Origin of the sequence: Streptomyces sp. NPDC051320 (genome assembly GCF_040682175.1) — a bacterium.
Taxonomy (GTDB): Bacteria; Actinomycetota; Actinomycetes; order Streptomycetales; family Streptomycetaceae; genus Streptomyces.
On record NZ_JBFBAL010000002.1, the window covers coordinates 583,863 to 600,785 of the forward strand.

Below are 16,923 nucleotides of genomic sequence, written 5' to 3' on the forward strand. Positions count from 1 at the left end.
CGGCAGGTGGTTCCGGACACAGTCCTGCTGTGGCCGGCTGGACCGCCTTGGCTGCCGCCCTGATGATTTTCAGCGGCATCATGGCGATTCTCGAGGGCATCTCGGCGCTCGCCAAGGACAACGTCTTCGTCGCCACGCACAACTACACATTCCAGTTCAGCCTGACCGGCTGGGGCTGGATTCACCTCATCCTCGGAATCGTCGTCCTCCTCGCGGGCCTCGCACTGTTCAGCGGCGCACTGTGGGCCCGGTTCGTGGGTGTCGTGCTTGCGGGTCTGAGCATGATCGCCAACTTCATCTGGTTGCCGTACTTCCCGCTGTGGGGCATCGTGCTGATCGCCGTCGACGCGTTCATCATCTGGGCCCTGTGCACCGGGACGCGCCGAGCCGCCCACCAGTGAGGCGAGCCGTCAGAGAGCTACTGGCTGCGATCGGCCCCCGCTCCCGCCGGACGGACACGTTGCTACTCAACGCTCGGTGGTGGAGCGTGCCTTCGCGGACTGTCACTCGTGTCGCCGCCTGCGCATCCGCGGGGAGGTCCGCGACGACATCCACGAAGCCTTCCTCACCGACGGACAACTAGATCTTGATCCAGTATCGCCGCGCCGGGCCGTGTTCGGTGTCCTGGACGCTTTCGAGGGCGCCGCCCTGGTGCTCGATCGTCTTCGCCGAGGCGGGGTTGTCGGCGTCGCAGACGATCAGCACCCGGCCCAGGCCAAGTGCCCGTGCCTCGTCGAGTATCCGGCCCAGCGCCCAGGTGGCCAGCCCGCGCCGGCGAGAAGACGGCCGCACGCCGTAGCCGATGTGCCCGAACTGCGGCACGTAGTCGTCGAGCCCGTACCGGAGTGCGATCCCGCCGTGCACCCGGTCGCCCTCGACGAGCCACCGGTACCGGCAACCCGGCTCCGCCTGCCCCGCTTTCGGGCCCGGCGCGTCAGCCAGTCGCGCCACCCAGGCCGCGAACCCGTCCGGCGAGTCGACCTCGTCGGACGGCCCCAGACCGAATCCGTCCTCGTGCAGGCCGGGACCCCACTCGTCATGCGCCTCGAGCCAGGCGGCATGCAGGCGGGTGGTCGGCGCGATCAGTTCAAAGCGATCGAGCATCATGCCGTACCTCCTCCGAGCGTTCGCAGCGGATCAGCAGCAAGGCGGGTCGGCTGCGCGAGCGCGGCCTCGTAGGCGGGCCGGGGAAAGTGGTAGGGGCCCAGAGCAAGCTCTCCCCACTCCTTACGGAAGGGCTGGCGGAAGGAGGACCAGGTGACGGTCTCGGAGGTGGCGCTGATGACCGTGTGCAGGGGCCAGCAACCCCAGAGGCCGCAGGAGCAGCCCAGGACCGGAGTGGTGCCGGTGGGCGGATCGGCGAACTGCGGGGCCGGATCGCCGAGGAAATGCCGTGCCGGGTCGCCGACCTCGGAGAGAGTGAGGCCGTCGTGCTGGGCAAGCAGGAAGCGTTCCTCCTCGGCTGCGCCCTCGTCCTCCCGCTCCAGGCGCCAGAGGGCGCGGGTGGCGTCGGCCGCGTACACGCGCAGGTCCGTGCCATCGATACGGAAGCCCCACTGGAGCTCCGACGGCGATTCCCCGGAGGGATAGTTCAGGAACTCGATACGCTGCATGGCCGCCATCCTGAAGGACGACGACAGGCGCACGCCACCGGCCGGGTTCAGGACGTGCCGGCTGCCACCTTCGCCGCCTCGGCCAGATAGGCCCGCACCAAGGGCCGCTCGTCGTCCCGGCGGGCGGCCACCGCCAGCTGGGACGGGGAGATGCCCCGGACCGGCACGGCGATCACCCCGTCCCGAGTGACCAGCGGAGCGTTACCGGTGGCCAGCAGCGCCACACCCTGGCCGTTGGCGACCGCCTCGTGGGTCTCCTCGGCGCTGGCCACCACCCCGCCTATCCGCGGCGCGCGACCGGCACGGGAGTCCAGGGCCAGCCAGTAGTCCCGCAGCGGACCGGCCTGCGGGGGGAGGGCGAGGAACGGCTGGTCGAGAAGGTCGGTGAAGTCCACCGCCCCCTCGCGGTCGGTTGCGGCGCGCGCCGCCAAGGGGTGTCCATGCGGCAGGGCCACAAGTCGTGGTTCCTCGGCCACGACCGCGTACCGATAGCGGTCGGCGTCCGGCAGCGGAAGCCAGACGAAGGCGACATCGCTGGACCCGTCCGCCAACCCCGCGCTGGGGTCGGCCCAGTTGACCTGTCGCAGGACGGGCCGGGCGTCCGGGCAACGGGAGAACAGCCGGGTGCGCAGGGCGGGCAGCAGCCCGCGGCCCGGGCTGGTGGACATGCCGATCACCAGGGTGCGCCGCTCGGCGGCCCTCGCCTCCGCCACCGCCGCTTCGGCGGCCTGCCAGGCGGCCAGCAGCTCGCGGGCGTGCGGCAGCAGGGCCTCCCCCACCGCGGTCAACCGCACCGCCCGCCGGTCCCGGTGGAACAGCTCCGCACCGAGCTGCTTCTCCAGCATGCGTATCTGCTTGCTGAGAGCGGGCTGGGAGACGAACAGCCGCTCGGCGGCCCGGGTGAAGTTCAACTCCTCGGCGACCGCTGCGAAGTAGCGCAGATCGCGTCCATGGACATCCATAACGCATGGCTATCACGGCAGGTCTTGGACGTGGACCCGGATCCCGTCGAAGGATGAGAGCTGCCGGCGGGGAAGTCCCGAACGGCACCGGACGAGGGAGACGAACAGATGACCGAGAATGGCAAGGTCTGGCTGGTCACCGGCGCGAGCAGCGGTTTCGGGCGGGCCATCGCCGAGTCCGCTGTCGCCGCCGGTGACACGGTGATCGGCACGGCCCGGCGCACCGAGGCGCTGGACGACCTGGTCGCCGCACACCCCGACCGGGTGGAGGCGATCGGCTTGGACGTCACCGACGGCGAGCGGATCGACACGGTTGCCGCCGACGTCCTGGCTCGCTACGGCCGGGTGGACGTGCTGGTGAACAGCGCCGGCCGCACGCAGGTCGGGGCCTTCGAGGAGACCACTGACCGGGAGCTGCGCGACCTGTTCGAGCTGCACGTATTCGGCCCGGCCCGGCTGACCCGGGTGCTGCTCCCGCAGATGCGGGAGCGGGGAAGCGGATCGATCGTGAACATCAGCAGCTTCGGAGGGCAGTTGTCCTTCGCCGGGTTCTCCGCGTACAGCGCGACCAAGGCGGCACTGGAGCAGCTGTCGGAGGGTCTGGCCGACGAGGTGGCGCCGTTCGGCATCAAGGTGCTGATCGTGGAGCCCGGCGCGTTCCGCACCAATCTGTTCGGCAAGGGCGCGGCCTACTTCTCCGAGGAGCACCCGGCGTACGCGGAGAAGGTCGGTGCCACCCGGACGGTGGTACAGGGCGGCAACGGCGCCCAGCCCGGGGACCCGGCGAAGGCCGCGGCAGCGATCCGGCTGGCCCTGGACTCCGACGACACGCCGCTGCGGCTCGCCCTCGGCGGAGACGCGGTCGACTCCCTCGTCGGGCACCTGGACTCGGTGCGGGCCGAGCTCGCCGCGTGGGAGAAGGTCTCCCGGGGGACGGACTTCGACACGCGGTGACCGGCCGCAGAACATCTTGCCAAGTCGCGGTGGGTCCACAGCCCATGGGTGAGCCCGTCCGAGGCCGTACGCCTGCACGTGGGCCCGGCAGGGTGCCCTGTTGAGGGTGGCGAAGCGTTCGCGCCACGGGGTGTACAGGGGCGGCGGCACAGCGGGGGCGGCGAGTGGTTGCGGCTGAGCGGCGGCGGCCGGGTGAGCAGTGGGTTTCGTCGGCACGGGCCGGAAGGCGTGGTCCTCGCCCGGCCCTCGGCAGGTGACGAGCCCGGGAGCGGGCGGCGATGGCTGCGGGGCGAAGGGTGGTGTCGGGGCGTCGGGGAGCTTCTGTACGAGGCGGTAGCGCAGGAAGCCGACCGCTGAGCGCACGCCGTCGTGCGGCAGTTCGGCGAGCAGGACCGGCCGCAGGTCGGGGCTGCCCCGCACCCACCACACAAACGGGACTTCGCCCGAGCGCAGCGGGCCGGCCGCTCGCAGGTCTGTTCAGACGGCGGCGCGGTCGGCGGCCGGGCGACGGCGCAGTGCGGTCTGCTGGATGGCGGGCGGGAGGTAGGCCGCGTCGGACGTCCCGATCGTGGTGCCGGGCGGCACGATGGCGTCGATCCGGTCGAGCAGGTCGTCGGTCAGGACGGTCCCGGCACCGGCGAGCAGGTCGTCGAGGTGGTCCATGGTGCGCGGGCCGATGATCGCGGAGGTGACGCCGGGGTGGGCGATCGCGAAGGCCATCGCCAGGTGCGTCGGCGACATCCCGGCCTCTTCGGCGAGCGGGATGAGCTGCTCGACGGCGTCGAGCCGGCGCTCGTTGCCCAGCTCCTTCAAGCCGAAGCCGGCCCGGTGGGTATCGGCCGGACTGCCCTTGCGGTAGCGACCGGTGAGCAGGCCTTTCGCGAGAGGGCTGTAGACCAGGACGCCCATCCCGTAACGCTCGCAGACGGGCAGCACCTCACTCTCGATGGAGCGGTCGAGGATCGAGTACGGCGGCTGCTCGGTGCGGAAGCGCGCCAGGCCACGCCGCTCGGCGACCCACTGCGCCTCGACGATGTCCGAGGCGGGAAAGGTGGAGGCTCCGATGGCCCGGACCTTGCCGGCCCGCAGCAGGTCGGTGAGGGCGGAGAGGGTCTCCTCGACGTCGGTGTCCGGCGCGGGCCGATGGACTTGGAACAGGTCGACGTGATCGGTCTGCAGCCGGCGCAGCGAGTCCTCCAGCGCGCGGACCAGCCAGCGCCGCGAGTTGCCCTGCTGGTTGGGGTCGTCTCCCATGGGGAGGTGCGCCTTGGTGGCGAGTACGACGTCATCCCGGCGGCCCTTGAGGGCCTTGCCGACGATCTCCTCGGACTCACCGCGTGCGTAGGCGTCAGCGGTGTCGACGAAGTTGATGCCCGCATCCAGCGCCGTGTGGATTATGCGTACGCAGTCGTCGTGGTCGGGGTTGCCCCGGGAGTTGAACATCATGGTGCCCAGGCAGTAAGGGCTGACCTTGATGCCGGTGCGGCCCAGTGTGCGGTATTTCATTGGCTCTCCTCATGCAGGGCCGGTGCGCGCAGTGGCGCGCTAGAGTGGTGCAAGCGGAACACCGTTCAGGATCGACGCCGACAATACGGAGCGCCGTTCCATTTAGCAAGAGGAGTACACCGTGAACGACGGCCCGACGGATGGGGGCCAACCCCGCCGGCGCGTGCGCGCCGACGCGCAGCGCAGCATCGACGCCCTGCTCACCGCGGCCGCGGAGGTCTTCGCCACGTCCGGCGTGGACGCCCCGGTGCGGGAGATCACCGCCAAGGCGGGCGTAGGAGCAGGCACCCTCTACCGGCACTTCCCGGAGCGCACGCACCTCATCGCCGCCGTCTTCCGCCACGAGGTCGACGCCTGCACCGACGCCGCCCCGCTGCTCTCGGCCCGGCACGAACCGGTCGAGGCGCTCACCCGGTGGTTGGAGCGTTTCTCGGGTTTCATCGCCACCAAACGCGGTCTCGGCGCCGCGCTGCACTCGGGCGACCCGGCCTACGACAGCCTTCCCGCCTACTTCGAGGAACGCTTCGTACCCGTCCTCGGCGCACTTCTCGACTCCGCGGCCGAAGCCGGCCAAATCCGCTCCGACACCGAGCCATGGGACCTGCTGGTCGCCGTGCGCAACCTGACGCTGCCCGCCCACGAGGACGACAACGGCCACACCCGGCGCATGATCGCCCTGCTCGTCGACGGACTGCGCTACGGGACCCACGCTGAGGCCGTCTGAGCAGGAAGCCGACGGTCGCGGCCCGCCCCCGTCGTTCCCGGCCGGCCGTCCCCGCCGTGCCCGGCCGGCCGTCCCCGCCGTTCCCGGCCGGCGCCGTTCCCAGCGAGCGCGGCAGCCGTCTCGGATGGACGATGTCCAAGGGGGAGCCGAGCGGCCGACACGGGCGCCGGCTCGTGGCCTCAGGAAAGCGGAGACAAGACCGTGCAGCCATCCGGAACGGGCCAGGCCCCGGTGCAGCGATGAGTCCCGCCGGCCGGCCGCTGGAGCCCGATTTCCTGCGCGCTGTGTTCGACAGCGCGGGGGCGGGGCTGTACGTGATCGACACCGCCGGGCGTATCACGGCCTGCAATCCGAGCGCTCAGCGATTCGCAGGCCGGTCCGAGGAGCAGATGCTCGGCCGTGATCTGCATGACCTGCTGCACCGTCACCCGGACGGCAGCGAGGTCCCGCGCGATGAGTGCCGGGCACTGGCGGTGCTGGAGAGCGGGCAGCTGAGTCAGGGCAGCGACGAGTTCCTGGCCCGGGACGACGGCACCCTGGTGCCGATCATCTGGGCGTCCAGCCCGCTACTGCGGGCAGGCCGGGTGGAGGGCGCGGTGGTGGTCCTCCACGACTTCAGCCTGCACCGCCGGGATGCCGAGGAGGCGGCGGACCGTCTGGCGGCCCTGGAGGGGCTCACCGAGCGGCTGATCATGGTGGCGGAGGCCTCCGCGGTGCTGTCCTCCACCCTGGACCTGCCCAAGATGCTGCACCGGCTGGTGCGTCTGCTGGTGCCGGAGCTGGGTGACTGGGCGGCGGTGGACGCGCTCGTGCCGGGCGAATCGGACGAGATGCAGCGGATCGCCGTCCACACCATGAACGGCACGGTCGAGGAATTGCTGGGGCCGCTGCCACCGCTGCCGGAGACATCACCGTCGATGGTGGTCCGTGCGATGCGTGAGGGCACGCCGCGGCGACTGGACGCCGATGAGCTGGCCGCGGCGGCTGTCACGCCGCTCGATCAGGCGCATCAGGAACTCTTCCACCGGCTCGGCGGGCACTCCGCGATCGTGGTGCCGTTGCGCACCCCCCGGCAGGTCCTCGGTGTGCTGACCGTCGCGCGTACCGGGCAGCCGGCTCCGTACACCGACGCCGAGGTGACGGTGCTCGCTGACATCGGACGGCGCGCCGGCCTGGTGATGGAGAGCGCCCAGCTGTACGACCAGCAGCGGCACGTCGCCGAGACCATGCAGCGTCAGCTCCTCACCCCGCTGCCCCAGGTCGACCACTTGAAGATGGCCGCCCGCTACCGGCCCGCCGAGGTGGCGGCCGAGATCGGCGGCGACTGGTACGACGCCTTCCTGCTGGCCGACGGCGTCATGACCATGGTCATCGGAGACGTGGTGGGGCACGACCTCCAGGCCGCCGCCCACATGGCCGAGGTCCGCAACATGCTGCGCGCCCTGGCCTGGGACCACCAGGAGCCCCCCAGCCTGATCATGCGGCGGCTGGACGAGGCGATGACCAACACCAGCGACGCCCCCATGGCCACCGCCGTCTTCGCCCGCATCGAAGGGCCCGAAGGGGGGCCCTGGCGACTGCACTGGGTCAACGCCGGCCATCCGCCGCCGCTGCTGGTCACCTCCGACGGACACGCCCGCTTCCTGGAGGGCGGCCACGGCCCGCTGCTGGGGATCAGCTCGACTCTGCACCTCGGCCTGACCTGGCCCGACACCCACGAAGAGCTCCCGCCCCAGTCCACCCTGCTCTTCTACACCGACGGCCTGGTCGAAAGCCGCGCCTATCCCATCGAAACCGGGCTGGCCAACCTGCGGCGCCATGCCGCCGCGCTGGCCCGCCGCGACGTCGAGGAGTTCCTGGACGAACTCCTCGCCCGCATCACGCCGAGCGGCGACGACGTGGCTCTGCTCGTCCTGCGCATCCCCGCTGCCGGGGCGGGCGCAGAGGAGGACGAGTCCCCGCCGCCGCCCCGCCACGCGCACAGCCCGGCCACGCCCGACCGTGCCGCCCCGGGGTCCCGCGTCGAGGGCACCCCGGTCAGGGACACCTCCGAGCCCGCGTAGTTCCCGGCCGACCGATCTCTGCCGGGGTCCGACCGGGCGAGCCGTCAGGTCGGGCGTTCGGCGCGGCAGATGCCGGTCGTCTCCCGTTCCATGAGCGTTCAACCGGCTGTCCCTGCCCTGCTTGGTGTGCTGTCCCTAGGGTCCTTGAAGGTTCGAAGGAAGGGACTCATGGACACACTCCTCGCGGTCCGGGCTCGTGGGATCGTCAAGTGCTTCGGCGACGTCGTCGCACTCGACGGCATCGATGTGGATGTGACGCAGGGTCAGCTCCACGGCCTGGTCGGACCGAACGGCGCCGGCAAGACGACTCTGCTCGGCCTCCTGCTCGGCCTGGCCGTCGCCGACAGCGGCCGTCTCGAAATCCTGGGCACGCCGGTCGGGCGGGCGCTCGCCGCTCCCGACGGTGTCGCCGGCTTCGTGGACGGGCCCGGTCTCTACCCCTCGCTCAGCGCCAGGCAGAACCTCGCCGCGCTGGCCGCCCTCCGCGGCCACGACGCGCGGACGACGGGGGTCGACGAGGTGCTCGATCAGGTCGGGCTCACCGATGTCGCCGACGACCGGACCCGCGGCTTCTCCCTGGGCATGCGTCAGCGGCTCGGGCTCGCCGCCGCCCTGCTCACCAAGCCGCGGCTGCTCGTGCTCGACGAACCTTCCAACGGCCTCGACCCGGCCGGTAAAAAACACGTACACGGTGTCCTCACCCAGATCGCCGCGGACGGAACCAGCGTCGTGCTCTCGAGCCACCGCATGGACGACCTCGAGGCACTGTGCTCCGAGGTCACCCTTCTCGCCGCCGGACGGGTCGTATTCTCCGGCCCGCTGAGCAAGTTGGCCGCCGAGAACCGCGAACTCGACTACCGGCTCCTCACCTCCGATGCGCAGGCCGCCCGGCGGCTCGCCGCCGACGCATCAGGGGTCCGGGTCGTCGACGACGGCGGGGCGCGGCACGACACCGAGGCGCTCGTCGTGCGCGCGCCGGTGCCCGCCCTCGACGCACTGGTGGCGCGGCTCGTGCACGCGGGCATCGCCTTGCGCGAACTCGCGCCCGTGGTATCGCCGCTGGAGGCCGCGTTCCTCGCCCTCACCGAGCATCCCTCCCTGCCTCAACAGCGTGCGAAGCACCCCCAGGCGGCCGGCCGATGACCGCGACCATCGCCGACGGCCACACTGCCGGTGCCGGTGCCCGACGCGTTTCGTGGGTACGCGGCTACCGCTTCGAGCTGGTCAAGCTGGTCGCGCAGTGGCGGATCCGCTTGCTGGTCCTCGCCTGCTGGATCGCACCGGCACTCTTCGTCGCCGCGGTGAGCCGGCAGACCTCGCTCCCCTCCGACACCCTCTTCGGTCGCTGGATGCACGCCACCGGGTGGGCCGGATCGCTGGTGGTGCTCGGTTTCGCGGGCACCTGGGCGCTTCCGCTGCTGACCTCGGTGGTCGCCGGTGACGCGTTCGCTTCCGAAGACCGGCTCGGCACCTGGCGGCACCTGCTCGTGGCGGTCCGGTCGCATCGACGGATCTTCGCGGCGAAGGCACTGGCCAGCCTCACCGTCATCCTGCTGCTCGTGGCGGGGATGGCCTGTTCCAGCGCGGCCGGCGGGCTCGTGGCGGTCGGAAACCACTCCCTGGTCGGCCTCGACGGCCACTTGCTGACGCCTTCGGACGCCGCCGGGAAGGTTCTCCTCGCCTGGGTCTGCGTACTCGCCCCGACCCTGGCCCTCGCCGCGATCGGACTACTTGGGTCCGTCGCGCTGGGGCGGTCCCCGATGGGGCTGCTGCTGCCCGCGCTCGTCGCGCTCGCGATGCAGATCGCCCAGATGCTGCAGCTGCCGATAGCCGTACGCCTCGCGCTGCCCGGCTACGCCTTCATCGCCTGGAACGGCCTGTTCACCAGCCCGGTACAGCTCGGCCCGCTGCTGATCGGCATGGCGGTCAGCCTGGTGTGGGCGGTGACGGCGACCGCGCTGGCGTACGTCCTTTTCGTGCGGCGCGACTTCACCAACCTGGCTTACGACGGCTCCGGGCGCCGCGCGATCACCACCGGACTCCTGCCGCTCGTCGGGCTGGCCGCCGTGACGGCCGGAGTCGTCGACGCGACGACCACGGCCACCGGCTCCGGGATCGAGCAGGAGAAGGTGCAGCGCTCGGTCGCCACGGCATTCGCGCACCTCTACCGCCTACAGACCAGGGAACTCAACCGACCCGCCGTCACCGAGGCGCAGCTGAAGGCCACGGCGGCGTGCACCAAGGGCGACGTCGCGGACGGCGCCAAGGGGCCGGGCAACGACTGGCATTGCGTCGTGTCCTGGCGTCTCCCCGGCGCCGATGTCACGGGGACGGCCATCTACCAACTCGACCTCACCTCTGACGGGCGGTTCGTCGCCGACGGCGACGGACCCAAGGAAGTGAACGGCTACTTCCTGGTGCGGACCCCGACTGGGGACGCAACGAACCCGCTCTGGCAGTTCGACGGCAACGTCGAACTGCTGTCCACCACCCCGAAGGGATAGCTCCATGCAGGTAGCACGCCGCAGACGTGCCGAGAACGGCGAGTCCGGCCTTATCCCCCAGCGCATCGGCCGGTTTCCTCTGGTAACGGCGGGCATCACCGCCCTCGCCGTCACCGCCGCCGGCACCGCTTTCGCCGCGACGGACACCTTCGGCTTCCAGAAGGTCGGCCAGTCCACCGCCAAGGGCCAGGTCATCTCAAGCGACCAGCACATCGCCCCGTACGGCGACCACATGGTCGTCAACAACGGCAAGATCATGTCGTCCTCGGTCAGCCCGGACGGCACCCACCTCGCGGCCTCGGTCACCGACGGCGGGGTCGCGATGGACATCATCGACCTGAAGAGCTGGAAGGTTCAGCAGGTCGTCGGCAACTCCGCGTCGGCCGACCTGCGCATCAGCGGTAACGACGTGGGCCAGGAAGGCCCCACGTACTCGCCCGACGGCAAGCAGCTGTGGCTGGGCCGGACCGACGGCTTCACCAAGTTCACGGTGAACGCGGACGGCACCCTCGCCGGCCCGGTGAACGTCACGATCCCGGCTGACGGGGCCAAGCACGCGCTGGTGGGCGAGCCGGTGTTCTCGGCCGACGGCTCCACCGTGTACGTCGCCGTCAACGGCCAGAACCGGGTGGTCGCCCTCGACGCGGCGACCGGCGCCGTCCAGCGGAGCTGGGCCGTGGGCAACGCCCCGCGTGGCATGGTCCAGGTGGGCGACAAGCTCTACGTCAGCAACGAGGGCGGGCGTCCGGCGAAGGCCGGCGACACCACGATCAACTCCTACAACACCCCGGTGCCGGCCAACCCGAAGACCGGTGCCACCACCACCGGCACGGTCAGCGTCATCGACCTGGCGAACCCGGCTGCCGCCCCCGCGAGCATCAACGTCGGTCTGCACCCGACCGCCGTGTACGCCAAGAAGGGGGTAGTGTTCGTCACCAACACCGCCACCAACGACGTGTCGGTCATCGACACCGCGAAGGACAAGGTCGTCCAGACCATCGCCACCCGGCCGTGGCCGGAGGCGTCCGTGGGCTACGAGCCCGACGCGGTCACGCTCACCGACGACGGTCACCTGCTGGTGACGCTCGGCCGTGCCAACGCCGTCGCCGTCTACCGGTACAAGTCCCCGCAGGAGCCGGTCAGCTACGTCGGCCTGCTCCCGACGGACTACTTCCCCTCGGAGATCGCCACCGCCGGCAACCAGGTCGTGGTCTCCAACACCCGTGGTGTCGACGCCCTCCGCCCCACCACCAAAGCCGGGCACGGCACCCACGACACGACATCGAGCGTGCAGCACTTCACGCTGCCGAGCGACAAGGTCATCAAGTCCCAGACCGCCAAGGTCTTCCAGCAGAACGGCTGGACCCACGGCTCGGTCAAGGTCGCCCCGGGCCACGGCAAGAAGAAGCCGGTCCCGGTCCCGGCACGGATCGGTGATCCCTCGACGATCAAGCACGTCTTCCTGATCGTCAAGGAGAACCGGACCTACGACCAGGTCTACGGTGACATGCCGCAGGGCAACGGCGACCCGTCGCTGACGCAGTTCGGCGAGAACGTGACGCCGAACCAGCACGCGCTGGCTTCGCAGTTCGGGCTGTACGACAACACCTACGACATCGGCACGAACTCCGCCGAGGGCCACAACTGGCTGATGCAGGCCGACAACCCGGAGTACACCGAGTCCTCGGCCGGTCAGTACCTGCGCAGCTACGACACGGAGAACGACGCTCTCGGCCACCAGAAGTCCGGCTTCATCTGGTCCGGAGCGCAGGCGGCGGGCAAGTCCGTCAAGGACTACGGCGAGTTCCAGTCGATCGAGAGCAAGCCGTCCGGCGCGTCCTGGCAGAACCTTTACTGCGACACCAAGACCATGCAGGCGACCGGGCAGGACACCGCCTACCCCATCAAGACGGGTTCGGCGATCCCGTCGCTCAACGACGTGTCGGTGCCCGGCTTCCCGATGTTCGACACCAGCGTTCCGGACATCTACAAGGAGCAGATCTGGAAGAAGGACTTCGAGAAGAACGGTCCTGCGAACCTGAACATGTTCTGGCTCTCCAACGACCACACCGGTGGTCCGGTGAACGCGGCCTCTCAGGTCGCGGACAACGACCTCGCGGTCGGCCGGATGGTTGACGAGATCACGCACAGCAAGTACTGGAAGGACTCGGCGATCTTCATCGCCGAGGACGACTCCCAGGCCGGCCTCGACCACGTCGACGGCCACCGTGCCCCGATCCAGATCATCAGCCCCTACGCCCAGCACGGCGTCGTCGACGACCACTACTACTCGCAGATCACGATGGTCCGCACCATCGAGCAGATCCTCGGGATCAAGCCGATGAACCAGAAGGACAGCGCGGCCAGCCCGATGACCGGGGCGTTCACCCGGACCCCCGACAACACGCCGTTCACCGCGCTGCCCAACCGGACCTCGCTGACCCTCGGCCTCAGCGGCAGCACCCAGCCCTCCTGCGGCGCGGACGTCCCGGCCCCGCAGGACGCCAAGGCGGCGCCCGCGCCGACGACCACAACGGTGCCGACGTCCGAGCAGGGCGTCGCGGCGAAGTGGAAGACGTGGAAGTCGCATCAGAAGCTGACCGGGCCCGGCGCTGTGCCGGACTACGCGAACCCCGAGCAGATGAACCGCTTCACGTGGTACGAGACGCACAACTTCAAGAAGCCCTACCCCGGCGAGAGCAAGATCTTCGCGCCGGATGACGTGCCTGGCGCCTACATCCCGTCCTCGGAGAACGACGGCTGACGTCAGCTGACCAGTCAAGGGGCCCCCTGGCCGGCATTCCGCCGGCCGGGGGTCTCCGTCTGAGGGGGGTTCCGTCGGCCGGGGCTCCCTCGGCCGGGGCTCCCTCGGCCGGGGGATTCCGTCGGCCGGGGGCTCCTCGGTCGCCTGCGGTCCTTCCCCGCGTCAACCCACCTTCGCCTGGGCCGATATCCCGCCATCGACGGGCATCGCCGTGCCCGTGACGAAGGAGGCGCGGTCGCTGCACAGCCAGACCGCGGCCTCCGCGATCTCCTGCGGGTCGGCCATCCGCTTCTGGATCTGCGGAGCGATGAACGCCTGCTCCAGCGCCGGAACCTGGAGCACCACCTGATCGATCATCTCGCTGCGGGTGGTGCCGACGACGAGCGCGTTGACGCGGACGCCCTGCTCCCCGTACTCGGCCGCGGCCGCCCGGGTGATACCGAGGATCGCGTGCTTGGCCGCGACGTACGGCACGGAGGCGCCGGTGGCGTAACGGCCCGCCGTACTGCTGGTGTTGACGATGGACCCACCGGTACCGGAGGCCAGCATCACCGGCAGCTGGTGCTTCATGCAGTTCCACACCCCACGCACGTTCACGTCCATCGTGCGGTCGTACACCTCGTCGTCCGTCTCGTGCAGGGCGGTCTCGATGGTGGCGTAACCCGCGTTGTTGAAAGCGCAGTCGAGGCCACCGAACCGCTCCACGGCCGCCTCGACCGTGCGCCGGACGTCACCGGAGTCGGTGACGTCGCCGGCGGCGGCCAGTGCGCGGCCCCCGGCGGCGGTGATCTCCTTCGCCAGCGTTTCGAGCCGGTCGGCGCGGCGCGCCATCATGACGACCGCCGCGCCCTCCTGCGCGAAGAGCCTGGCGGCGGCCGCGCCGATCCCGCTGGACGCCCCCGTGATCATCGCGACCCGGTCCGTCAGCATGCCCTCGCGATGTCCTCGCGTGATCTCCCGTTCGGTCATGGCTCGAGCATATGCGTCAACGCGTCAACGCGCGCTGATGCGACCGCCGTTGGGGCTCAGGACGGCCGTCCGCCGAACTGCCAGTCGTGGACCTCGATGTCGGCGTACCGGTCCCGGGTCAGGACGGCACGGGCCGCGTCCGGGTCCGGCGCCCGGACCAGTACCGCCGTACCGAGCCAAGCGGTGGCGTCGTCGGACAGCAGCGGCCCGTACGCGATCAGGTCGTCCCGGGCGGACGGCACGGCCAGGTCGGCGGCCTGCCCCGTGCCGAGGCCGAGCACGAGGTAACGGTTTCCGCCGCTGCGGCCACCGGGGAAGTCCCACATGGTGCGCCCCAGCACGTTGCGCCACCGGCGCAGCAGGACGTCCCGGTACACGCCGGCCCGGTAGTTGGGCTCGTCGAAAGCAAAGGCCCGGGCGGCGGCAGGATCCGGCAGGTCGACGATGTGCAGGCTGCCGGTGGGCGCATCGCCGTCGACGGCGAAGGTCGGGCCCCGGGCGATCATCTCCTTCGCGTACCGGTCCATATAGGACCAATGTTTCTCCAGCAGCTCGTCCCGCAGCGCCAGGGAGCCGGGCCGGTCGCGGTGGTAACAGAGGAACTCCATGCCTACAGGGTCTCTTCCACCAGGCAACCGGGTCGAGCGGGGTGATAAACCGGTGTCCCGGCAAGCGCGGCACACAGGATCATGGGACCGGATACAGACACACACCACGTAAGGAAGCAAGCGCCATGCCGGTCCCTGCCGACCCGACGGTCCTGCACCCGATGCCCGAGCAGCCCCGGGTGGTGTTGCTCAGACCCTTGGTGAAGTCCCCGTTGATCGAGGTCGGGGAGTACTCCTACTACGACGATCCGGACGACCCGACCGCGTTCGAGACGCGCAACGTGCTCTACCACTACGGGCCGGAGCGGCTGGTCATCGGCAAGTTCTGCGCGCTGGGCACGGGGGTGCGGTTCATCATGAACGGCGCCAACCACCGCATGGACGGCCCTTCGACCTTCCCCTTCCCCACCCTGGGCGGTTCGTGGTCCGAGCATTTCGACCTGCTCACCGGCCTGCCCAATCGCGGGGACACCGTCGTCGGCAACGATGTCTGGTTCGGCTACGACACGACGGTCATGCCCGGCGTGCGCATCGGACACGGCGCGGTCATCGGCTCCGGCGCCGTGGTCACCACGGACGTACCCGACTACGGGATCGTCGGCGGCAACCCGGCCCGCCTCATCCGCACCCGCTACAGCGAGCGGGACGTCGCCCGGCTGCTGGCGGTGGCCTGGTGGGACTGGCCTGCGGAGCACCTCACCGGGCAGGTGCGGACGATCATGTCGGGCAGCATCGCCGAGCTGGAGGCCGCCGCCCCGGGCACCTCACCCCGCAGGCCGTCGTAATTGCGGTGCGCGGGAGCCCGGGCCGGTCTAGGGTCGTGGGCATGTGCCTCTACCAGATCTACGGCTGACACGGACGGGGCAGCGCCTCGCTCCCGTTCGCATACCCATGTGCGCCCCGGAGAGGGATCTTCCCCTCGGAGCGGGTCGCGCACCGGTGTGCCGTGTCCTTTTCGCCGTAGACCTGAAACGAGTGATCTTCCATGACCCGTCGCCGTTCCCACATCGCGATGGTGGGCATCCCGATCGTCAGCCACGTTCTGCCCAGCCTTGAAGTCATCCGCGAGCTGGTGGCCCGCGGCCACCGGGTGACCTACGCCAACGACCCGGCGGTGGCCGGCCTGATCACCGGCGCCGGCGCCGAACTCGTCCCGTGCACCTCCGTGCTTCCGGTCGCCGACAACAACTGGCCTGACGACGCCATCGCCGCGATGAGCCTGTTCCTCGACGACGCCGTCCAGGTGCTCCCCCAGTTGCGGGCCGCGTACGACCAGGACCCGGCGGATCTCTACCTGTACGACATCGGCGCCTACGCGGGGCGAGCCCTCGCTGAGACGCAGGACCGGCCGCTCATGCAGTTGTCTCCGACGTTCGTGGCCTGGGAGGGCTACGGTCAGGACGTCGCAGCACACCTGTGGCAGCTGCCGGGCGCCGACGCATACCGGGCACGGTTCGCGCAGTGGCTCGCCGACTGCGGGGCGTCCACCACCGACGTGGACACCTTCGGCGGCCGGCCCGCACAGGCGCTGGCCCTGATCCCCCGGACCATGCAACCGCATGCCGACCAGGTCGACACCGACACCGTGACATTCGTCGGCCCCTGTCTCGGTGCGCGGGCGGACGAGGGTGGCTGGACGCGTCCGGCCGATGCGGAGAAGGTGCTGCTGGTCTCCTTGGGGTCGGCGTACACACACCGGCCGGAGTTCTACCGCCAGTGCCTGGCGGCCTATGGAAACCTGCCCGGCTGGCACGTCCTGCTCCAGATCGGCCGGCACACCGACCCGCGGGAACTCGGCGCCATCCCGCCCAACGTCGAAGTGCGCTCCTGGGTGCCCCAACCGGCAGTACTGGCGCAGGCAGATGCCTTCGTCACCCATGCCGGAATGGGCAGTAGCGCCGAAGGGCTGTTCGCCGGTGTCCCGATGATCGTCGTGCCGCAGGCTGCCGACCAGTTCGTGAACGCCGACCAGTTGGTGGAGCTGGGTGTGGCCCGCCGTATCGACGCATCGGAAGCCACCGCCGCCACCCTGCGGACGGCCCTGCTCGAACTCGTCGCCGACCCGGAGGTCACCCGCCGCTCGGCGCTGCTCCGCGCCGACGTGCGGGCCGAGGGCGGCACCGGGCGAGCCGCCGACCTCATCGAGAAGATGCTGGGCTGATCGCTGATCGCTGATCGCTGATCGCTGATCGCTGATCGCTGACCGCGGCCGGACGGGGGTGGGGTGGTGAAGCGGCGGCCCCGCTTCACCACCCC

The 16,923-nt window shown here is 70.4% G+C and carries 15 protein-coding genes; 9 read left to right on the forward strand and 6 right to left on the reverse strand.

From position 1 onward, the window contains the following. Positions 1 to 62: 62 nt before the first annotated feature. Positions 63 to 401, forward strand: coding sequence for a hypothetical protein (locus tag AB0M87_RS06745; RefSeq protein WP_365850972.1), 339 nt, complete (start codon positions 63 to 65; stop codon positions 399 to 401). A 178-nt stretch (positions 402 to 579) separates the two neighbouring features. On the opposite strand, the gene AB0M87_RS06750 is transcribed toward AB0M87_RS06745, so the two are convergent. The 3 genes from AB0M87_RS06750 to AB0M87_RS06760 are packed head-to-tail and all read right to left on the reverse strand — an operon-like array spanning position 580 to position 2,575. After that, complete coding sequence (locus AB0M87_RS06750) at positions 580 to 1,107, reverse strand: GNAT family N-acetyltransferase (protein WP_365850664.1); 528 nt, start codon at positions 1,105 to 1,107, stop codon at positions 580 to 582. Then, positions 1,104 to 1,613, reverse strand: coding sequence for a hypothetical protein (locus AB0M87_RS06755; protein WP_365850665.1), 510 nt, complete (start codon positions 1,611 to 1,613; stop codon positions 1,104 to 1,106). The genes AB0M87_RS06750 and AB0M87_RS06755 overlap by 4 nt, the downstream gene beginning before the upstream one ends. A 47-nt stretch (positions 1,614 to 1,660) precedes the next feature. Further along, positions 1,661 to 2,575 carry a LysR family transcriptional regulator gene (locus AB0M87_RS06760; RefSeq protein ID WP_365850667.1) on the reverse strand — a complete coding sequence of 305 codons (915 nt, stop codon included), beginning with the start codon at positions 2,573 to 2,575 and terminating at the stop codon, positions 1,661 to 1,663. Between the two features lie 108 nt (positions 2,576 to 2,683). On the opposite strand from AB0M87_RS06760, the gene AB0M87_RS06765 reads away from it, so the two are divergent. After that, positions 2,684 to 3,529 (forward strand): oxidoreductase, encoded by an 846-nt coding sequence (locus tag AB0M87_RS06765; protein ID WP_365850668.1) that lies wholly within the window; start codon positions 2,684 to 2,686, stop codon positions 3,527 to 3,529. Positions 3,530 to 4,006: 477 nt separating this feature from the next. Here AB0M87_RS06765 and AB0M87_RS06770 read toward each other — a convergent pair whose 3' ends face one another. Continuing rightward, entirely contained in the window at positions 4,007 to 5,035 is a 1,029-nt protein-coding gene (locus AB0M87_RS06770; RefSeq protein WP_365850669.1) for an aldo/keto reductase, read from the reverse strand. Between the two features lie 121 nt (positions 5,036 to 5,156). Here AB0M87_RS06770 and AB0M87_RS06775 point away from each other — a divergent pair, with 121 nt between their 5' ends. The 5 genes from AB0M87_RS06775 (at position 5,157) to AB0M87_RS06795 (ending at position 13,090) form a co-directional block, all read left to right on the forward strand. Then, positions 5,157 to 5,759: a TetR/AcrR family transcriptional regulator gene (locus AB0M87_RS06775; RefSeq protein WP_365850670.1), complete on the forward strand. Its 603-nt coding sequence runs from the start codon at positions 5,157 to 5,159 to the stop codon at positions 5,757 to 5,759. 239 nt (positions 5,760 to 5,998) lie between these two features. Further along, positions 5,999 to 7,822: a SpoIIE family protein phosphatase gene (locus AB0M87_RS06780; RefSeq protein ID WP_365850672.1), complete on the forward strand. Its 1,824-nt coding sequence runs from the start codon at positions 5,999 to 6,001 to the stop codon at positions 7,820 to 7,822. Between the two features lie 168 nt (positions 7,823 to 7,990). Further along, positions 7,991 to 8,965, forward strand: a complete 975-nt coding sequence (locus AB0M87_RS06785; protein WP_365850674.1) for an ABC transporter ATP-binding protein — start codon at positions 7,991 to 7,993, stop codon at positions 8,963 to 8,965. Continuing rightward, positions 8,962 to 10,326: an ABC transporter permease gene (locus AB0M87_RS06790; RefSeq protein ID WP_365850676.1), complete on the forward strand. Its 1,365-nt coding sequence runs from the start codon at positions 8,962 to 8,964 to the stop codon at positions 10,324 to 10,326. Before AB0M87_RS06785 ends, AB0M87_RS06790 begins: the two co-directional genes overlap by 4 nt. A 4-nt stretch (positions 10,327 to 10,330) precedes the next feature. Continuing rightward, positions 10,331 to 13,090 carry an alkaline phosphatase family protein gene (locus tag AB0M87_RS06795; protein WP_365850678.1) on the forward strand — a complete coding sequence of 920 codons (2,760 nt, stop codon included), beginning with the start codon at positions 10,331 to 10,333 and terminating at the stop codon, positions 13,088 to 13,090. Positions 13,091 to 13,252: 162 nt separating this feature from the next. On the opposite strand, the gene AB0M87_RS06800 is transcribed toward AB0M87_RS06795, so the two are convergent. Both AB0M87_RS06800 and AB0M87_RS06805 read right to left on the reverse strand, forming a co-directional pair. Further along, positions 13,253 to 14,059, reverse strand: a complete 807-nt coding sequence (locus AB0M87_RS06800) for a glucose 1-dehydrogenase (protein WP_365850679.1) — start codon at positions 14,057 to 14,059, stop codon at positions 13,253 to 13,255. Between the two features lie 56 nt (positions 14,060 to 14,115). Further along, positions 14,116 to 14,667, reverse strand: coding sequence for a YciI family protein (locus tag AB0M87_RS06805; protein ID WP_365850680.1), 552 nt, complete (start codon positions 14,665 to 14,667; stop codon positions 14,116 to 14,118). Between the two features lie 125 nt (positions 14,668 to 14,792). Here AB0M87_RS06805 and AB0M87_RS06810 point away from each other — a divergent pair, with 125 nt between their 5' ends. Together AB0M87_RS06810 and AB0M87_RS06815 are read left to right on the forward strand one after the other, a co-directional pair. Further along, positions 14,793 to 15,452, forward strand: a complete 660-nt coding sequence (locus tag AB0M87_RS06810; protein WP_365850682.1) for a CatB-related O-acetyltransferase — start codon at positions 14,793 to 14,795, stop codon at positions 15,450 to 15,452. A gap of 200 nt (positions 15,453 to 15,652) precedes the next feature. Then, complete coding sequence (locus AB0M87_RS06815) at positions 15,653 to 16,828, forward strand: macrolide family glycosyltransferase (protein WP_365850683.1); 1,176 nt, start codon at positions 15,653 to 15,655, stop codon at positions 16,826 to 16,828. The last annotated feature ends 95 nt before the right edge of the window (positions 16,829 to 16,923 follow it).

What these genes read in the sequence shown, in the direction of transcription:
- AB0M87_RS06745 (WP_365850972.1), top strand. Translation starts at nt 63, where the DNA reads ATGATTTTCAGCGGCATCATGGCGATTCTCGAGGGCATCTCGGCGCTC.
- AB0M87_RS06750 (WP_365850664.1), bottom strand. Translation starts at nt 1,107, where the DNA reads ATGATGCTCGATCGCTTTGAACTGATCGCGCCGACCACCCGCCTGCAT.
- AB0M87_RS06755 (WP_365850665.1), bottom strand. Translation starts at nt 1,613, where the DNA reads ATGCAGCGTATCGAGTTCCTGAACTATCCCTCCGGGGAATCGCCGTCG.
- AB0M87_RS06760 (WP_365850667.1), bottom strand. Translation starts at nt 2,575, where the DNA reads ATGGATGTCCATGGACGCGATCTGCGCTACTTCGCAGCGGTCGCCGAG.
- AB0M87_RS06765 (WP_365850668.1), top strand. Translation starts at nt 2,684, where the DNA reads ATGACCGAGAATGGCAAGGTCTGGCTGGTCACCGGCGCGAGCAGCGGT.
- AB0M87_RS06770 (WP_365850669.1), bottom strand. Translation starts at nt 5,035, where the DNA reads ATGAAATACCGCACACTGGGCCGCACCGGCATCAAGGTCAGCCCTTAC.
- AB0M87_RS06780 (WP_365850672.1), top strand. Translation starts at nt 5,999, where the DNA reads ATGAGTCCCGCCGGCCGGCCGCTGGAGCCCGATTTCCTGCGCGCTGTG.
- AB0M87_RS06785 (WP_365850674.1), top strand. Translation starts at nt 7,991, where the DNA reads ATGGACACACTCCTCGCGGTCCGGGCTCGTGGGATCGTCAAGTGCTTC.
- AB0M87_RS06790 (WP_365850676.1), top strand. Translation starts at nt 8,962, where the DNA reads ATGACCGCGACCATCGCCGACGGCCACACTGCCGGTGCCGGTGCCCGA.
- AB0M87_RS06795 (WP_365850678.1), top strand. Translation starts at nt 10,331, where the DNA reads ATGCAGGTAGCACGCCGCAGACGTGCCGAGAACGGCGAGTCCGGCCTT.
- AB0M87_RS06800 (WP_365850679.1), bottom strand. Translation starts at nt 14,059, where the DNA reads ATGACCGAACGGGAGATCACGCGAGGACATCGCGAGGGCATGCTGACG.
- AB0M87_RS06805 (WP_365850680.1), bottom strand. Translation starts at nt 14,667, where the DNA reads ATGGAGTTCCTCTGTTACCACCGCGACCGGCCCGGCTCCCTGGCGCTG.
- AB0M87_RS06810 (WP_365850682.1), top strand. Translation starts at nt 14,793, where the DNA reads ATGCCGGTCCCTGCCGACCCGACGGTCCTGCACCCGATGCCCGAGCAG.
- AB0M87_RS06815 (WP_365850683.1), top strand. Translation starts at nt 15,653, where the DNA reads ATGACCCGTCGCCGTTCCCACATCGCGATGGTGGGCATCCCGATCGTC.